The organism is Kribbella antiqua (genome assembly GCF_004345665.1).
Lineage (GTDB): Bacteria > Actinomycetota > Actinomycetes > Propionibacteriales > Kribbellaceae > Kribbella > Kribbella antiqua.
On the sequence record NZ_SLWR01000006.1, the window covers coordinates 276,472 to 293,601 of the forward strand.

Annotated in this window: 14 protein-coding genes; 11 read left to right on the forward strand and 3 right to left on the reverse strand. The window is 67.6% G+C overall.

All coding sequences use genetic code 11. The features are described from left to right. Positions 1 to 1,412: 1,412 nt before the first annotated feature. The 9 genes from EV646_RS19025 to EV646_RS19065 all read left to right on the forward strand — a co-directional run bounded on the left by EV646_RS19025 (position 1,413) and on the right by EV646_RS19065 (position 11,708). Entirely contained in the window at positions 1,413 to 2,279 is an 867-nt protein-coding gene (locus EV646_RS19025; RefSeq protein WP_132150325.1) for a Cgl0159 family (beta/alpha)8-fold protein, read from the forward strand. Next, positions 2,276 to 3,169, forward strand: a complete 894-nt coding sequence (gene iolB, locus EV646_RS19030; protein WP_132150327.1) for a 5-deoxy-glucuronate isomerase — start codon at positions 2,276 to 2,278, stop codon at positions 3,167 to 3,169. The genes EV646_RS19025 and iolB overlap by 4 nt, the downstream gene beginning before the upstream one ends. A 160-nt stretch (positions 3,170 to 3,329) precedes the next feature. Further along, positions 3,330 to 5,243, forward strand: coding sequence for a 3D-(3,5/4)-trihydroxycyclohexane-1,2-dione acylhydrolase (decyclizing) (iolD, locus tag EV646_RS19035; RefSeq protein ID WP_132150329.1), 1,914 nt, complete (start codon positions 3,330 to 3,332; stop codon positions 5,241 to 5,243). 1 nt (position 5,244) lies between these two features. Further along, positions 5,245 to 6,132: a TIM barrel protein gene (locus EV646_RS19040; RefSeq protein WP_132150331.1), complete on the forward strand. Its 888-nt coding sequence runs from the start codon at positions 5,245 to 5,247 to the stop codon at positions 6,130 to 6,132. 79 nt (positions 6,133 to 6,211) lie between these two features. Next, positions 6,212 to 7,210 (forward strand): sugar ABC transporter substrate-binding protein, encoded by a 999-nt coding sequence (locus EV646_RS19045; protein WP_132150333.1) that lies wholly within the window; start codon positions 6,212 to 6,214, stop codon positions 7,208 to 7,210. Positions 7,211 to 7,219: 9 nt separating this feature from the next. Next, the gene (locus tag EV646_RS19050) at positions 7,220 to 8,266 is read left to right on the forward strand and encodes an ABC transporter permease (RefSeq protein WP_132150335.1); all 1,047 of its coding nucleotides are present in this window, start codon (positions 7,220 to 7,222) and stop codon (positions 8,264 to 8,266) included. Continuing rightward, on the forward strand, positions 8,263 to 9,180 hold the full coding sequence (locus EV646_RS19055) for an ATP-binding cassette domain-containing protein (protein WP_241996163.1): 918 nt from the start codon (positions 8,263 to 8,265) through the stop codon (positions 9,178 to 9,180). The genes EV646_RS19050 and EV646_RS19055 overlap by 4 nt, the downstream gene beginning before the upstream one ends. Next, a complete protein-coding gene (locus EV646_RS19060; RefSeq protein ID WP_132150337.1) occupies positions 9,177 to 10,190 on the forward strand; it encodes a Gfo/Idh/MocA family protein in 1,014 nt (337 codons plus the stop codon). The genes EV646_RS19055 and EV646_RS19060 overlap by 4 nt, the downstream gene beginning before the upstream one ends. Before the next feature lie 15 nt (positions 10,191 to 10,205). Then, complete coding sequence (locus EV646_RS19065; protein WP_132150339.1) at positions 10,206 to 11,708, forward strand: CoA-acylating methylmalonate-semialdehyde dehydrogenase; 1,503 nt, start codon at positions 10,206 to 10,208, stop codon at positions 11,706 to 11,708. Between the two features lie 286 nt (positions 11,709 to 11,994). Here the strand turns inward: EV646_RS19065 and EV646_RS19070 are convergent, their stop codons facing one another. Beyond that, the gene (locus EV646_RS19070) at positions 11,995 to 12,900 is read right to left on the reverse strand and encodes a LysR family transcriptional regulator (RefSeq protein WP_132150341.1); all 906 of its coding nucleotides are present in this window, start codon (positions 12,898 to 12,900) and stop codon (positions 11,995 to 11,997) included. Positions 12,901 to 12,977: 77 nt separating this feature from the next. Between EV646_RS19070 and EV646_RS19075 the strand changes: the two genes are divergently transcribed. After that, complete coding sequence (locus EV646_RS19075; RefSeq protein ID WP_241996164.1) at positions 12,978 to 13,676, forward strand: CTP synthase C-terminal region-related (seleno)protein; 699 nt, start codon at positions 12,978 to 12,980, stop codon at positions 13,674 to 13,676. On the opposite strand, the gene EV646_RS19080 is transcribed toward EV646_RS19075, so the two are convergent. Next, entirely contained in the window at positions 13,673 to 14,674 is a 1,002-nt protein-coding gene (locus EV646_RS19080) for a Gfo/Idh/MocA family protein (protein ID WP_132150345.1), read from the reverse strand. The genes EV646_RS19075 and EV646_RS19080 overlap by 4 nt on opposite strands. A gap of 174 nt (positions 14,675 to 14,848) precedes the next feature. Continuing rightward, on the reverse strand, positions 14,849 to 15,985 hold the full coding sequence (locus EV646_RS19085) for a phytanoyl-CoA dioxygenase family protein (protein WP_132150347.1): 1,137 nt from the start codon (positions 15,983 to 15,985) through the stop codon (positions 14,849 to 14,851). Between the two features lie 224 nt (positions 15,986 to 16,209). Between EV646_RS19085 and EV646_RS19090 the strand changes: the two genes are divergently transcribed. Beyond that, complete coding sequence (locus EV646_RS19090) at positions 16,210 to 16,953, forward strand: GntR family transcriptional regulator (RefSeq protein ID WP_132150349.1); 744 nt, start codon at positions 16,210 to 16,212, stop codon at positions 16,951 to 16,953. Positions 16,954 to 17,130: the final 177 nt, after the last annotated feature.

Consider the following 17,130-nt stretch of genomic DNA (forward strand, 5'->3'; position numbering starts at 1 on the left):
ACCAGCTGTCACCCGCGAGCCATGCGCGTGCCGGGAACCATGCGGCGGCCGCCAATCAAACACCGGCCACGGTCGAAGCGCCGGGCACGGTCCAAGCGTCGGCCGGGAACCAAACCCCGGGCACGGTCCAAGCGTCGGCCGGGAACCAAACCCCGGGCACGGTCCAAGCGTCGGCCGCCAACCAAGCATCGGCGGCCAGCCAACCTCCAGCCGGCGGCCAAGGACCTGCCGCCGACCAAGCCTCGCGTCACGGCCAAGACCCGCGCACCGGCCAGCAACCGACCACCGGCCAAGGCGCGCATCTCCGCCAACGCCACGCTTTCGGTCAGCAGGCAACGGTCACCCCAGGCTCGGCACCCGATCAACGGTCAAGCGCCGCACCAGCACAGCCGACGCCCGCCCACCAGCCGGCACCTCCCGGGGACTCACACCCAAACCCCTTCGACGAGCCCACGATCATCGCTCCACTCCTCACCAACCCCGAACAACCTCAGGTCTCGTCGTCGCAGCCAACCACCCCGTCAGACCAACTGCCAGGCCAACCCGCGAGTGCGGCAGCGCAGGCAGTAGGCACGGCAGGCCAGCCACTGGGCTCGGCAGGGCAGGCCGCGGCTGGACAGCCAGTGGGCGCCGCAGGACAACCGGCGAACTCGACAGAACAACCGCTGGGCTCCGCGGGACAGTTGTCAGGCTCGCACGCACAACCAGCTGGCTCGATTGGTCAACCCGCAAGCTCGGCAGCTCCTGCTGCGGCCTCGGCCGGAAACCCAGCAGGCTCGCCGGGACAGGCAGTGGCCTCGGCCGGTCAGCAGTCATCCTCGCCAGTACAAGCAGCGGACCCGACTGGGCAACCCGTAAGCTCGGCAGCTCATGCCGCGGGCTCGGCCGGAAACCCAGCGGACTCGCCGGGACGGGCAGTGGCCTCGGCCGGTCAGCAGTCATCCTCGCCAGTACAAGCAGCGGACTCGTCCGGCCACCCACTGACCTCGGCAGGACAAGCGGGCTCGATCGAGCACGCACTGAGCTCGACGACCGAGCCGATGGGCTCGGCGGGCCATCCACTGAGCTCCGCGGGGCAGGTGCCAGGTGCGTCAGCGCAGCCATCGGGCCCGGCTGGCCAACCACTGACCTCGCCAGATCAACCGGGCTCGGCAGAGCAATCGCTGGAGTCGGCTGGCCAGCCCGTGGCCTCGGTGGGGCAGGTGCCAGGTTCGTCAGCGCAGCCAGCGGACTCGGCAGAGCAACCACTGGGATCGGCACAGCAAGCCGGCTCGGCAGAGCTGGCAGTGGGCTCGGTTGGTCAGCAGTCAGGCTCGGCAGGGGAGGGCTCGGGGGCTGTTGCGTCGGGGCGGGCAGGTCGGTCTGGGGCGGCGGAGCCGTACAGTCAGGCGGTTGCTGAGCGGCTCGCGGAGTTGACTGAGGTTCGGGTGCGGCATCCCGAGCGGGTGGCGGAAGCTTGGCAGCAGCGGCGTACGCGTGAGCTGGTTGGGGACGACGGGCGCCTGCTGATCGTGGCAGCTGACCACCCGGCTCGTGGTGCGCTCGGCGTTCGTGACGACAAGCAGGCGATGGCCAGTCGCCCGGGCCTCATCGACCGGCTGGTGACCGCGCTGGAGCGCCCCGGCGTTGACGGCGTCCTGGCGACACCCGACGTACTCGAAGACCTGCTTCTGCTCGGCGCTCTCGAGGGCAAGGTCGTCATCGGCTCCATGAACCGCGGCGGCTTGCAAGGCGCGTCCTTCGAGCTGGACGACCGCTTCACCGCTTACGGTACGGCGGCCGACATCGCTGCCCGCAGGCTCGATGGCGGCAAGATGCTGACCCGCATCGACCTCGACGACCCCGGCACCGTCGCGACGTTGGAGTCCAGCGCGAAGGCCGTCACCGAACTCGCCGAACACAAACTCATGGCGATGGTCGAACCCTTCTGGTCCACCCGTCGCGACGGCCGCGTCACCAACCTGCTCGACGCCGAATCGGTGATCAAGTCCGTCGCGGTAGCCTCCGGCCTAGGCGCCACCAGCGCCTACACCTGGCTGAAGCTCCCCGTCGTCGACGACCTACCTCAAGTGATGGAAGCAACCACCCTCCCAACGCTCCTCCTGGGTGGTGATCCCACCGTCGCCCCCGAAGAGACCTACGCATCCTGGGGCAAGGCGCTGACCCTGCCCGCGGTACGCGGCCTGGTCGTCGGCCGAGCCCTCCTCTTCCCACCCGACGGCGACGTAGCCTCCGCAGTAGACCAAGCCGCCGCCCTCGTTCACGGAGGTGCCGCATGACTGAGTGGTTCAGGCCTGCTGGGTCCACCGCGCGGGATGGGTTCGACGTTGCGGTCAGCCCGGGGGACGAGAAGGAGTGGGACTACACCGGCCTGTGCGTCGCCACGCTGCGGGCCGGACAGTCGGTCGAGTTCGACACCGAGGACTGTGAGTTCCTCGTGCTGCCGTTGAGCGGTTCCGCCGAGGTGATCGTCGAGGGTGAGACGATCCCGCTCGGCGGCCGCGCCGACGTGTTCGCCGGACCGACCGACTTCGCGTACGTCCCGCGCGGCACCACCGTCGCCGTCACCAGCGCGGGCGGTGCACGCGTCGCCTTCCCGCACGCGAAGGCCGCGAGCGACTACCCGTTCCGGCGGATCGGCCTCGAGCAGGTGGAGACCGAACTTCGCGGTGCGGGCGTCGCCTCCCGCCAGGTCCGCAACTTCGGTACGCCGGCCGTCCTCGAGGCCGACTCGATCATCGCCTGCGAGGTTCTCACCCCGGCAGGGAACTGGTCGTCGTACCCGCCGCACAAGCACGACGAGCACAAGCCTGGTAAGGAAAGCGTGCTCGAGGAGATCTACTACTTCGAGCTACAGCTCTCCGACGATGCCCCGGAAGGTGTCAAGGTCAACGACCCGATCGGTTACCAGCGGGTCTACGGCACCGAGGACCGGCCCATCGACGTCCTCGCGGAGGTCCGCAATGGGGATCTGGTGCTGGTGCCTCATGGTTGGCATGGTCCGGCGATGGCGCCTCCTGGCTATGACATGTACTACCTGAACGTGATGGCCGGCCCGGGGACCGAACGCGAATGGCTGATCTCCGACGACCCCCGACACGGCTGGGTCCGCGAACTCTGGCCCAGCCAGCAGATCGATCCCCGCCTACCGTTCGGAGCAGCCCGATGAGCTTCTCCCGTGAGTTGGACGCCGGCCATACTCCCGCGCCGCTCGCTGTCGCCGTATCTGCGACTGCCGGTGGCAGCGTGCGCAGCAGCGATTGCGGTGCAGGGATGTGGCGAGCTGCAGTGATGGGTTGTGGATTGATGGTTTGTGGAGGAGGAGTGCGATGACGGTGCGTCTGACGGTTGCGCAGGCGTTGGTGCGGTTCCTGAGCGTGCAGTACTCGGAGCGTGACGGGGTCCGGCAGCGGCTGTTCGCCGGGTGCCTCGGCATCTTCGGGCACGGCAACGTGGCAGGTATCGGCCAGGCTCTACTGCAGGCCGAGCTCGAGGACCCGGACGCGCTGCCCTACATCCTGGCCCGCAACGAGCAGGCCATGGTGCACACCGCCTCCGCCTTCGCCCGCACCCGTGACCGGCTCCAGACCTACGCCTGCACAGCAAGCATCGGCCCAGGCTCGACCAACATGGTGACCGGCGCGGCCCTCGCCACGGTCAACCGGCTGCCTGTTCTCATCCTCCCTTCCGATGTGTTCGCGACGCGGGTGGCGACCCCCGTGCTGCAGGAGCTGGAGAGCTTCAGCGCCGGCGACGTCTCCGTCAACGACGCGTTCCGCCCGGTGTCGAAGTACTTCGACCGGATCTGGCGTCCCGAACAGTTGCCCTCGGCACTGCTGAACGCCATGCGCGTGCTGACCGATCCGGTCGAGACCGGCGCGGTGACACTGGCCCTGCCGCAGGACGTGCAGGCAGAGGCGTACGACTGGCCCGAGGAGCTCTTCACCGAGCGGACCTGGTACGTCGCACGACCATTGCCCGAGGCATCAATTGTCGACAAGGCGGTAGATCTCCTACGGGCCTCGGAGCGGCCGCTGATCGTCGCGGGTGGCGGCGTGCACTATTCCGGCGCCGAGGACGCATTGCGCGAGTTCGCCGAAGCGACCGGTATTCCGGTCGCGGAATCCCAAGCAGGCAAGGGATCTCTGAACTACGACCACCCGCAGTCGGTCGGCGCGGTCGGCTCGACCGGGACCACGGCAGCCAACGCGCTGGCCCGCGAGGCCGACCTGGTGATCGGCATCGGAACCCGGTACGGCGACTTCACGACGGCCTCGCGGACCGCCTTCCAGAACCCAGACGTGCGGTTCGTCAACATCAATGTGGCGCGCTTCGACGGTGGCAAACATGCCGGCCTTCCTCTCGTTGCCGATGCCCGGGAAGCCCTTGTTTCCTTGGGATCCGCGCTCGGTGACTGGGCTGTGGATGCCAAGTACACAGCCCATGCGACGGAACTCGCAAGGAACTGGGACGGCATTGTGCATGCCACCTACAACCCACCCGCCGAGGTGACCGCGAAATTGGCCGAAGGCCTGCTGACACAGGGCGAAGTGCTCGGTGCCGTCAATGAATTGTCGGCGGCCTCTGATGTAGTGGTTTGCGCAGCCGGTTCAATGCCGGGTGACCTCCACAAACTGTGGCGGACGCGCGACCCGAAGGGATACCACGTCGAGTATGGCTACTCCTGCATGGGATACGAGATCGCCGGCGGCCTCGGCGTCCGCCTCGGCGCACCGGACCGCGACGTGTTCGTCATGGTCGGCGACGGGTCGTACCTGATGATGTCGACCGAGCTCGTCACCGCGGTCCAGGAGAACATCAAGGTCATCATCGTCCTGGTCCAGAACCACGGCTTCGCCTCGATCGGCGCGCTGTCGGAGTCACTCGGCTCGCAACGGTTCGGTACGTCGTACCGGCGGCGCAGCGGCGACGGACGACTCGACGGGGACTACCTGCCGGTGGATCTCGCCGCGAACGTCCGCAGCCTCGGCGTCGACGTGATCGAGGTGCACAGCCGCGCCGAACTGGAGAAGGCGATCGGTACGGCGAAGGCGGCGGACGGGCCGATCGCGATCCACGTGTCGACGGATCCGCTGATCGGTGCGCCGGACAGCGAGTCCTGGTGGGACGTCCCGGTGAGCGAGGTTTCCGAGCTGCAGTCAACCCAGACCGCATCGGCTCAGTACCAAGAGAGCAAGGCTGCCCAGCGCCCGTACCTCGCGCCGGTCAAGGAAGACAGCTGACATGGGCAAGGTGCACATCGGTACGGCGCCGGACTCCTGGGGAGTCTGGTACGCCGATGACCCGCAGCAGACCCCCTGGTCACGCTTCCTCGACGAAGTCGCGCGCGCCGGCTACACCCGGATCGAACTTGGACCATACGGCTACCTGCCGACCGATCCTGTCCAGTTGAAGGCCGAGCTGGATCGACGCGGACTCACGATGACGGCCGGTACGACGTTCGAGCAACTGCACCGCCCGGACGGGTGGGAAGCGACCTGGCGGGACGTGGCCGCAACCGCTCAGCTCACAGCTGCAATGGGTGCCAAGCACTTGGTCGTCATGCCGTCGATGTGGCGCGGCGCGAACGGCGAGGTGGTCGAAGACCGGCTCGACCACGAAGGTCAGGCACGGCATGGCCGCCAGGTCACCGAGTTGGGTCGTCGCGTCGCCGAGGAGTTCGGCCTGCGGACGCAGTACCACCCGCACGCGGATGGACATGTGGACACGCAGGACACCGTCGAGCGCTTCCTCGAGGAGACGGACCCCGAGTACGTGAATCTCTGCCTCGACACCGGCCACATCAGCTACTGCGGCGGTGACAACCTCGACCTGATCCGCAGGTACCCCGACCGGATCGGCTACGTCCACCTGAAACAGGTGGATCCGAAGATCCTGGCCGAGGTCGAAGGGCTCAGCTTCGACGAAGCAGTGAGTCGCGGCGTGATGTGCGAGCCGCCGTACGGCGTCCCCGAGCTGCCGCCGCTGCTGGATGCGCTGGCGGCCCTCGACGCCGAGCTGTCCGCGATCGTCGAACAGGACATGTATCCGTGCTCACCCGACGTGCCGCTCCCGATCGCGGAACGCACGTTGGCCTATCTGAGATCCCATGGGGGTGGCGAATCGAGCTGACGGCCAGCAGAGTGTGAAACTCTCTGGTCCCACGCAACTCCGCGGTGTAGCCGCGGCATTTGAAAGGCTGGTTGGAGTCATGATTCGGTGGCAGAAGAAGGCGGTGGCTGCGGGCGCGGCGTTCGCGCTCGCCGCGGCGCTGGCCGCATGCAGTTCCTCCGGAGGCAAGCAGGAGGAGCAGAGCAGCGGCGGCGGTGGCGCGGGTGTCGCGGACACCCCGCGGATGAAGGTCGCCCTGATCACTCACTCGGGTCCCGGCGACACCTTCTGGGACATCGTCCGGCGCGGCGCGGAGGCGGCCGCGAAGAAGGACAACATCGAGCTCCAGTACTCCTCGGATCCGGACGGAGCGGCGCAGGCGAACCTGGTGCAGACCGCGATCGACTCCAAGGTGGACGGCATCGCGGTGACGCTGAACAAGCCGGACGCGGTGATCCCGAACGTGAAGAAGGCGATCGCAGCCGGTATCCCGGTGACGATCCTGAACGGCGGACTGGACTCCTGGAAGCAGACCGGCGCTCTCGGGTACTTCGGCCAGGACGAGCGGATCGCCGGCCGGGCGACGGGTAACAAGCTGAAGTCGCTCGGCGCGAAGAAGGTCATCTGCGTCATCCACGAGCAAGGCAACGTCAGCCTCGAGGCACGCTGCCAGGGCATCACGGACATCCTCGGCGACGCCGTCGAGAACGTGAACGTCAACGGCACCGACCAGCCAGGGACGCAGGCGACGCTGACGTCGAAGCTGCAGGCGGACAAGAACGCCGACTACGTGATGGCGCTGAACGCCGGCATCGCGTTGACCGCGGTGACGGCGGCCAAGGACGCCGGGTCGTCGGCGAAGGTGGCTAGCTTCGACATGAGCAAGGAGATGGCCAAGGCGGTCAAGGACGGCACCGTCGAGTTCGCGGTCGACCAGCAGCCGTACCTGCAGGGCTACCTCGCGGTGGACGCGATCTGGCTCTACAAGACCAACGGCGACACGATCGGCGGCGGCGAGGCGACCCTGACCGGGCCGGCGTTCATCGACAAGACCAACATCGCGGCCGTCGAGAAGTACGCCGCGGCCGGGACGCGCTGAGGTCACGTCATGGCATCGACCATCACGTCACCGGCGGCGGCTGACGACCGCGTCTCCACCCGATCCGTCGGCGCCCGGCTGCTGAGCCGGCCCGAGATCGGATCGCTGGTCGGCGCGGCGGTGATCCTGGTGTTCTTCCTGATCACCGCACCGCCGTTCCGGGACATCGACAACACCGGAACGATCCTGTACCAGGCCGCGCTGATCGGTGTGATGGCCGTGCCGGTTTCGCTGCTGATGATCGGCGGCGAGTTCGACCTTTCGGCCGGTGTCGCGGTGACGACCTCCGGCCTGACCGCGGGCATCCTCGCCTACCAGCTCAGCCTCAACGTCTGGGTCGGCGTGGTGGTCGCCCTCGCGCTGTCGCTGGCGATCGGCGCGTTCAACGGCTGGCTGCTGATGCGGACAGGTCTGCCGAGCTTCCTGGTGACTCTCGGCACCTTCTTCATCCTGCAGGGCGTGAACATCGCGGTCACCCGGCTGACCTCCGGAGCGGTCGCGTCGAACTCGATCAGCGACATGGACGGGTTCGACGCGGCCAAGGCGGTGTTCGCCTCGGAGTTCACGCTGGGCGGGATCACGATCAAGATCATCATCGTGTGGTGGATCGTGTTCGTCGCGATCGCCGCCTGGGTGCTGCTGCGGACGAAGATCGGCAACTGGATCTTCGCCGTCGGTGGTGACGCCGCGGCGGCCCGGGCGGTCGGCGTACCGGTGAAGAAGGTCAAGATCGGGCTGTTCATGACCGTTGGCTTCTTCGCCTGGTTCGCCGGCATGCAACTGCTGTTCATCCAGAACGGCGTCGTGCAGTCGGGCGAGGGTGTCGGCAAGGAGTTCCTCTACATCATCGCGGCGGTGGTCGGCGGCTGCCTGCTCACCGGCGGTTACGGCTCGGTCGTCGGCGGGGCGATCGGCGCGCTGATCTTCGGCATGGTCCAGCTCGGAGTCGTGTACGCCGGCTGGAACGCGGACTGGTTCAAGGCGTTCCTGGGCGTGATGTTGCTACTGGCAACCATCGTCAACCTGATCGTCAAGAACAAGGCGGAGGAACGATGACCACCACGAAGGGCTTCGCGTCCGAGGCGGCCACCAGCCCGACCACACCGATCGTGCACCTCGAGGACGTCGGCAAGAGCTACGGCAACATCCAGGCGCTGCGAGGTGTGTCGCTGTCGGTCCGGCAGGGTGAGATCACCTGTGTGCTGGGCGACAACGGCGCGGGCAAGTCGACGCTGATCAAGATCATCGCCGGCCTGCACGACTACACCTCCGGCACGATGTCGGTGAACGGCGAGGAGCGGCACTTCTCCTCGCCGCGCGAGTCGCTCGACAGCGGTATCGCCACCGTCTACCAGGACCTCGCGCTGGCGCCGCTGATGTCGGTCTGGCGGAACTTCTTCCTCGGCAACGAGCTCACCACCGGCCCGTTCGGCGTGCTGAACTCGCACAAGATGAAGCGGATCGCCCAGGAGGAGCTGACCAAGATGGGGATCTCGATCCCCAATCTGGAGCAGCCGGTCGGCAAGCTGTCCGGCGGTCAGCGGCAGTGCGTCGCGATCGCCCGGGCGATCTACTTCGGCGCCAAGGTGCTGATCCTGGACGAGCCGACCGCGGCGCTCGGCGTCAATCAGTCGGGCGTGGTGCTGAAGTACATCGTGAAGGCGCGCGACGCGGGCATCGGCGTCATCTTCATCACCCACAACCCGCATCACGCCTACCTGGTCGGCAATCACTTCGTCATCCTGAAGCTCGGCCGGGTCGCGCTCGATGCCCATCGGGCCGACATCACGCTGGAACAGCTGACCACCGAGATGGCGGGTGGCTCCGAGCTCGAAACCCTCAGCCATGAGCTCCGCGGCGTCGACGCAGGTGTCGTCGTCGACCCGGCTCACCCGGCGGATTCCGCCGTACAGGATGTTTCGCCGGCAGCCAACGAGACCGCAGACGACGAGACCGAGGAGGGCACATGACCGATCTCAGGATCGGCATCGTCGGCGTCGGAGCCATGGGCGCCGACCACGCCGAGCGCGTGGCTCGCCGTACGGCGGGTGCACGCCTGGTCGCCGTGTCCGACCCCGACACTGTCCGAGCCGAAGCACTCGCCACTGCCCTGCCCGGTGACGTGCGGATGATTGCGGATCCACTCGAGCTGATCGCGGACGGCGAGGTGGATGCGGTCATCCTCGCGTCGCCCGGGTTCGCCCACGCCGAGCAGTTGTTCGCTTGCCTCGAGCACGGCAAGCCGGTGTTGTGTGAGAAGCCGTTGACCATGGATGCCGCGTCCGCGCTCCGAGTGGTCGAAGCCGAGCACAAGGTCGGCCGGTCGCTCATCCAGGTCGGCTTCATGCGCCGCTTCGACCCCGAGTACGCCGCTCTGAAGGAGCTGCTCGCGTCCGGCGAACTCGGCCGGACCTTGATGCTCCACAACGTGCACCGGAACAAATCCGTCGCGCCGACGTTCCGCAGCGAGATGATCGTGCGCGACTCACTCGTCCACGAGGTCGACGTCGCCCGATGGTTGTTCGACGACGAGATCACCCGGATCACCGTGCACGCGCCGAAGCCGACGAGCCTGGTCGCCGACGGCGTGCTCGATCCACAGCTGGCCGTGTTCGAGCTGGCGAACGGCGCGATCGCCGACGTGGAGGTGTTCGTCAATTTCCAGGTCGGGTACGAGGTCCGGTGTGAGGCCGTCGCCGAACGCGGCAGCGCGACCATCGGGCTCGGGTCCGGCGTGCTGACCCGGGCTGCCGGTCAGTGGGGAGGTGCGATGCCGGCCGACTTCCGGGTCCGGTTCGAGCGCGCGTACGACATCGAGGTCCAGCGCTGGGTCGACGCCGCCGTACGCGGTGAGATCGACGGCCCGAGTGCATGGGACGGATATGCCGCGGCCGCCGTGTGCGAGGCCGGCATCGAGTCATTGACCACCGGGCGCCCGGTCGACGTCGACCTCGCCGACAAGCGACAGATCCTCGGATAGAAGTTAGGAAATATCGTGAGTACTGAGATCAAGCGCATCACCCACCTGGTCGGCGGCAGCTACTGGACCGGCGTCGCGGAGCGGACCAGCAAGGTCTACAACCCGGCGACCGGCGCGGTCACCGGCGAGCTGGATCTGGCCTCTGCGGCCACCGTCGACGAGGTGGTCAAGGTCGCCCACGAGGCGTCGCGCGGCTGGGCGCAGACCTCACTCAGCAAGCGGACGCAGGTGCTGTTCGCGTTCCGGGAGCTGGTAAGCCAGCGCAGGGAGCAGATCGCCGCGCTGATCACGGCCGAGCACGGCAAGGTGCTTTCGGACGCTGTCGGCGAGGTCACCCGCGGTCTGGAAGTGATCGAGTTCGCCTGCGGCATCCCGCATCTGCTCAAGGGCGGGTACAGCGAGGGCGTCTCGACCAAGGTCGACGTGTACTCGATCCGCCAGCCGCTCGGCGTCAGCGCGGTCATCTCGCCGTTCAACTTCCCGGCCATGGTGCCGATGTGGTTCGTCCCCATCGCGGTTGCCTGCGGCAACAGTGTGGTGATCAAGCCGTCCGAGAAGGACCCGTCCGCCGCCAACGCGATGGCCGAGCTGTGGAAAGAGGCCGGCCTGCCGGACGGTGTCGTCAATGTGGTTCATGGCGACAAGGAGGCGGTCGACCGCCTGTTGGAGCACCCGGACATCAAGTCGGTCTCGTTCGTCGGTTCGACGCCGATCGCGAAGTACGTCTACGAGACCGGCACGAAGAACGGCAAGCGGGTACAGGCGCTCGGCGGCGCCAAGAACCACATGGTCGTGCTGCCCGACGCCGATCTGGATCTGGCCGCGGACGCCGCGGTGAACGCCGGGTTCGGCTCCGCGGGTGAGCGCTGCATGGCGATCTCCGCCCTGGTCGCGGTCGAACCGATCGCCGACGAGCTGGTCGGCAAGATCAAGGAGCGGATGGCCACGCTCAGGACCGGCGACGGTACGCGCGGCTGCGACATGGGCCCGCTCGTCACGGGCGAACACCGCGACAAGGTCGCTGGGTACGTCGCGGCCGGCGTCGACGCAGGCGCCGAGCTGGTGGTGGACGGGCGCGACGGTGAGTTCGACGGCGGTGACGACGGGTTCTGGCTCGGGCCGACGCTGTTCGACAAGGTGACGCCGGAGATGTCGATCTACACCGACGAGATCTTCGGGCCGGTGCTGTCCGTCGTACGGCTTCCGTCGTACGACGCCGCGCTCGACCTGGTGAACTCGAACCCGTACGGCAACGGCACGGCGATCTTCACCAACGACGGCGGCGCGGCGCGCCGGTTCCAGAACGAGGTGGAGGTCGGGATGGTCGGCATCAACGTCCCGATCCCGGTGCCGATGGCGTACTACTCGTTCGGCGGCTGGAAGAACTCGCTGTTCGGCGACAGCCACGCCCACGGGACCGAAGGCGTGCACTTCTTCACCCGTGGCAAGGTCGTGACCTCCCGCTGGCTGGACCCCAGCCACGGCGGCCTCAACCTGGGCTTCCCAACCCACGACTGACCCGGGCTATTCGGGCAGCAGAGGTGTAGCGTCGAAGACAACCCCCGGGGCATGAGGAGTACCGCGGCGTACGAAGGCCGTCGGCCTGTCCGCAGTACAGCGAGCTGGTCAAGGAACCAGCCACTCAGCCCAGGAGTGAGTCGTGGCGAAGAACAAGGGCGGACGCGAAGTCCGCAAGCCCAAGCAGCCCAAGAAGCCGAAGGCTGTGCCCGGCGACAGCGCCATCATCCCGCCCACAAAACAGGCGCGGAAGTAGCCGCCTGCTGCCCCGGCTCAGCGTCGTACGTCAATCGGTACGACGGTTTGCCGGGGCGGTGAGCGCGGTGACGAGCTCGGCGGCCCGCGAGCCGTCGAGGTGACCGTGCAGGAGCTCGGTGCGGTGGACGAGACGTGGCGCTCCGAGCGGTACGACGGCGATTCCGCTCACGCTGGTCGCGGCCGAGGCCGGGAGTACGGCGAGCCCGTGGCCGGCGGCAATCAAGGCCAGCAGGGCACGGAGGTCGGTGCCGGCGTAGTTGAAGGCCGCGCGGATCCCATCTGTCTCAGTCGCGGCACGGAGATCCGGTAGCGCCGCGGCGGTGTCGGGGGCGTCGATCCACCGCGCGTCCACCAGGTCGTGCAGGTCGACGCGTCGGCGCCGCGCGAGTGGATGATTCGTGGACAGGGCCACCACCAGGTCTTCGTGTGCGACCGCGGTCGTCCGCAACGACCCGAGGTCGGACAAGCGCAGCGGGTCCGTCGGCGCCGCGACGCCGTCGATCAGCCCTAGCTGGAACTCACCCGCTGCCACCCCGTGCGTCACCGCCTCGCGGCCGTCGACCGTCAGCGACACTGCGGTCCCCGGACTGTTTCGCCGTACCGCGGTCAGTGCTTCCGCCAACCGGCCACCACCTGCGGCCAGTGGGGAGGCCGCGATCGTGAGCGTGCCGGGTGGCTCGCCGATGGCGCGGTGGACGTCGGCACGAGCGGCGTCGAGCCGGAGGAGGATGGCACCGGCGTGGTCGAGCAGCCGCTCGCCTGGGGGTGTCGGGGCCACCGGGCGCCGGCGGAGGAGCGTCGTACCCAGGTCGTGTTCGAGAGCGGCGATGTGCTGGGAGACGGCCGACTGCGTGTAGCCGAGGCGGTCCGCCGCCGCGGAGAACGAGCCGCATTCGGCCACGGCGACGAAGGTGCGCAGCAGGTGTGGATCCACGTCGATCAGTATTGCTTATCCGCAGTGCAGAGATCATCGTTGGCGCTGATGCAGGGTCGGCGGACAGGATGAACACCATGCACGCTTACGCAGGACGCATCGCGCTCGTCGGTGATCGATCGCCGCACGTTCGCTCCCATGCGCGGGTGCCGGGGCTGCTGGATCGGTTGCGGGATCGCGACCAGCTCGACCTCGACGTGTACTGGGTGCCCACCGAGGAGGTCGGCGAGTCACTCAAGGGGTTCGACGGGATCTGGTTGCTGCCCGGCAGTCCGTACCAGAGCGAAGCCGGCGCGATCACCGCGGTTCGTATCGCGCGCGAGAACGGCATCCCGTTCCTTGGTACGTGCGCCGGACTGCAGCACGCGATGCTGGAGTTCGCGCGGAACGTGTGCGGCGCGGCCGGAGTGCAGCACGGCGAGAGCAACCCGGACGCGGACGACCTGCTGATCGTTCCGCTGCAGTGCTCACTGGACGGGCACGAGGGAACGATCAACGTAGTGCCGGGTACGCGCGCCGCTGAGCTACTGGGCGTCGAGCGGTCGATGGAGCGGTACCACTGCTCCTACGGACTCGACGCCAGCCGTCTGGACCTGCTGCGCCAGCACGGCATGGTGTTCAGCGGGTACGACGACGCAGGCGATCCGCGCATCGCCGAGTTGCCCTCACACCCGTTCTACCTGGCCACACTGTTCCAGCCCGAGCTGGCAGGCGACGGCTCCCGTCCACACGCGCTGGTGGAAGCCTTCGCCCGAGCAGCAGCAAGTAAGGCCTAAATCGTGGTGGTTGGGCGTGGCTCGAGGCCGGCGTCGCGGTAGCACGCGTCGATCAGCTCCATCGTCGCCAGCGCGTCGTCAGCATCCGTGAGTACAGGCGCTCCGTCGCGAACCGCGGCTGCGAAGGCGTCCAGCTGGTACGCGTACGACGTACGGGTGCCGAGGTGCTCGACCCAGGTGTCCTCCTTGGTCGTCACGATCACCCGGTCGTCGTTATGCGGCAGGACGAAGAAGGGCGCGAACGCGTCGCCCCGGGTGCCGACGACCTTCAGGCTGAAGTCAACGCTCTCCGCGGCCATGCTGGTCCGGACGGCGCCGGTCGCACCACTGGGGAACTCCAGGTCCGCATTGAGCCACTCGTCCACACCCGGCAGCCGCTTGCGCTCCCCGGCGCGTGCGTTGATCAGCTTCGGCGCACCACCGGCGTACGGCGCAAGCATCCGCTGCGCGTGGATCGCGTAGCAGCCGACGTCCATCGCCGCACCACCGGCGAGTGACAGGGACCAGCGCGGGTCCTCGTCCGGTGGCGGGGGCATCACCATGGTCGCCTCGACGTGCTGCAGCTCGCCGAGCTCACCCTTGGCGAGCAGCTCCTGCAGCCGGCGCATCACCGGGTGGTAGGCGTAGTGGAACGCCTCCATGAACACGACGCCCTTCTCGCGCACCGCGTCCCGCACCTGCACCGCTTCCTCTGAGTTGCTGGCCGACGGCTTCTCGGTCAGCACATGCTTGCCCGCGGCAATCGCCCGAAGGTTCCACGGACCGTGCAGACCGTTGGCGAGCGGGTTGTAGATCGCCTCGATCTCGGGGTCGGCCAGGAGGTCGTCGTACGACGCATGCACGCGTTCGACGCCGTGTTCCGCTGCGAACGCCTCGGCCCGTCCTGCATCCCGGGCGGCCACGGCGACCAGCCGGGCACCGGTCAGCTTGGCCGGTTCGACGATCGCACGACCGGCGATCCGGGCGGCTCCGAGAATCCCGATACGCAGCGGCTCCATGCCTTCTCCTTCGATGGTCGGCCGTACTGGCGGCGCACGGCAGGTCGGCTGAGGGGCGCGTCCGCCGGTAAGGGTAGTCCTCGGCTCCCACGGCGAACGTGCCATCCTGCCTGACGATCGCCGGTCACCGACAGCACCTGCCCGTGATCCGGACCAGGTTCACCGAACGTTCATTCATTTGCTATCGGCACCGGTGTGCCGGCGGATGGCGTGGTCGGCGAGAGCCTGCTGGAGCCGTTCGGCCGGCCACGCCTCGGCGACGGCCTGCCGGAGCAGGTCGGCTTGGGACTGGGGTGCGAGACCACCGATCGGCTGGTCGCGGTCGAGGTTGGTCGGGAAGGCATAGCCCTCGGCGGTGGCGGCGATGACGTTGTCGACAGCGCCCTTCGGAAGGGTCAGCAGGACGGGGTAGACGGCTGTCGCCATCCGGGTTCGGTCGACGCTCTCCATCGCGCGGCCGAATGCCGACGAGATCTGCAGGAGGTTCGCCATCCGCTTGATGTCTCGGGAACGATTGCTGCCGGCTGCGTGGAAGAGCGCCGGGTTGAAGAAGACCGCATCACCCTTCTCCAGCGGAAGCTGCACGTGGTTCGCCACGAAGTACTCCGAGAACTCCGGCCGCCGGTACGCGAGATAGCCGAGTTCGTACTTCTGCGAATGCGGCAAGTACAGCGTCGGTCCGGACTCGATCGGCATGTCGCAATGCGCCACCGCTCCCTGCAGCGTCAGTACGGACGACAGCCGGTGAACGTGAGCCGGGTAGAGCGCAGCGACTTCGTCGGACTGGAATCCGAGGTGGTAGTCGCGATGGACCGTCTGGCCCTCACCACCGGGGTTCACCACGTTCACCTGTGACGTCACCTGGTACGCCGGTCCGAGCCAGGCGACGGCGACCAAGGCGAGCAGATCGTTGGCGTAGTACGCCGCGAACACCTCCGGTGCTCCGATCGCCAATTTCTCCAGGGCGTTCCAGACCCGGTCGTTCGCACCCGGCTTGGCGAAGTGGTCGCCGGCCGCGGCTCCGGACCGGTGCTGCTCATCGATGAGCCGATTGAGCTCCGCTGTCGCGGCATCGACGACATTGTTGCTAAAGGCACCCTTCAGTACGACGATGCCGGGGCCGTCGGCGAACGCGGTGGCGAACTCGGCCTGCACCGCCCGCGGATCCGCCGTACGCACCCGGCTCGCGTCGTACATCGGAACCTGCTGCTCGATGTGCTCGGCATGCGGGTAGTCGGCGGGGTCGGTCTGTTCCTTCAGATCCGTCAGCAGGTCGTCGAGTCGGACGTCGTCGGGGTTCAGCCAAGTCATCGGTGGCTCCTTCTCTCCTGGTGCCATCAGCCTGGTGGCTTCCTGACGGGTTTGGAATCCCCTGAATCCGTCAAAACCCGACAGGCCCTGCGCTGTCCGCGCGGCGCTCGAGGCTGCGCAAGGCCGTATAACCTGCCCAATCACCTGACGTGAGTAATCGAAGCGATCTGATCAAATCGGGTCGGTGGGTCGACTGAGAGAGGCAGAGGCTTCAGGATGTGCCCATGAGTACCGTGCAGGTCCAGGTGGATCGGAGTAGTCGGACGCCGTTGCATGTGCAGTTGGCGCAGCAGCTGGAGGCGGCGATTCAGGGTGGGGAGTTGCCGGTCGGGTCGCGGCTGAGCAACGAGGTGGACCTGGCGGAGGCGTACGGGCTGAGCCGGCCGACAGTGCGGCAGGCGATCGCACGGCTGGTCGACCAGGGACTGCTGGTGCGCAAGCGCGGCGTCGGCACGCAGGTAGTAGGCAACTCCGGGCAGGTACGGCGCTCGCTAGAGCTCACCAGCCTGTACGACGACCTGGCCGCGGCTCACCGCAAGCCAGAGACCGAGGTACTGCGGTTCGGCATCACACCGGCTACTGCGGAGGTGGCTACTGCGCTTCAGTGCGAGCAAGGAGACCGCGTGCTGCGGCTGGAGCGCCTACGGCGTGCGGACGGCGAGCCGCTTGCCTTGATGCGCAACTGGTTACCACCCGACCTCCTGGAGACCGACCCGACCACACTGGCCGATCGAGGGCTGTACGAGCTCCTGCGAGCAGAGGGCGTGCGACTGAAGGTGGCGCACCAGACCATCTCCGCCGTACCGGCCACGCTGGAGCAGGCTCGGCTGCTGTCCGAGGAGCCGGGCAGCCCGCTGCTGGCGACCACTCGGATCACGTACGACGACCACGGGCAGCCTGTCGAGTACGGCTCCCACCTGTACCGGGCGAGCCGGTACTCGTTCGAACACACTCTCGTGCACCGCTGAGCCGCCGGATTGCCACAAGAGTGGCAATTTTCTGGACCTCTGGGTGAGGTGATCGGTACCGTCGGTGAGCCTTTCGCCTGTCAGGGTTATCCACAGGTGATCTGAACCAGGTGGCGAAGCGGACCCTGTGGTTGAAAGGATGGTCGCGCATGGTGACCGTCTGGTCGCCAGACGGAC

What these genes read in the sequence shown, in the direction of transcription:
- iolB (WP_132150327.1), top strand. Translation starts at nt 2,276, where the DNA reads ATGACTGAGTGGTTCAGGCCTGCTGGGTCCACCGCGCGGGATGGGTTC.
- iolD (WP_132150329.1), top strand. Translation starts at nt 3,330, where the DNA reads ATGACGGTGCGTCTGACGGTTGCGCAGGCGTTGGTGCGGTTCCTGAGC.
- EV646_RS19040 (WP_132150331.1), top strand. Translation starts at nt 5,245, where the DNA reads ATGGGCAAGGTGCACATCGGTACGGCGCCGGACTCCTGGGGAGTCTGG.
- EV646_RS19045 (WP_132150333.1), top strand. Translation starts at nt 6,212, where the DNA reads ATGATTCGGTGGCAGAAGAAGGCGGTGGCTGCGGGCGCGGCGTTCGCG.
- EV646_RS19050 (WP_132150335.1), top strand. Translation starts at nt 7,220, where the DNA reads ATGGCATCGACCATCACGTCACCGGCGGCGGCTGACGACCGCGTCTCC.
- EV646_RS19055 (WP_241996163.1), top strand. Translation starts at nt 8,263, where the DNA reads ATGACCACCACGAAGGGCTTCGCGTCCGAGGCGGCCACCAGCCCGACC.
- EV646_RS19060 (WP_132150337.1), top strand. Translation starts at nt 9,177, where the DNA reads ATGACCGATCTCAGGATCGGCATCGTCGGCGTCGGAGCCATGGGCGCC.
- EV646_RS19075 (WP_241996164.1), top strand. Translation starts at nt 12,978, where the DNA reads ATGCACGCTTACGCAGGACGCATCGCGCTCGTCGGTGATCGATCGCCG.
- EV646_RS19080 (WP_132150345.1), bottom strand. Translation starts at nt 14,674, where the DNA reads ATGGAGCCGCTGCGTATCGGGATTCTCGGAGCCGCCCGGATCGCCGGT.
- EV646_RS19085 (WP_132150347.1), bottom strand. Translation starts at nt 15,985, where the DNA reads ATGACTTGGCTGAACCCCGACGACGTCCGACTCGACGACCTGCTGACG.
- EV646_RS19090 (WP_132150349.1), top strand. Translation starts at nt 16,210, where the DNA reads ATGAGTACCGTGCAGGTCCAGGTGGATCGGAGTAGTCGGACGCCGTTG.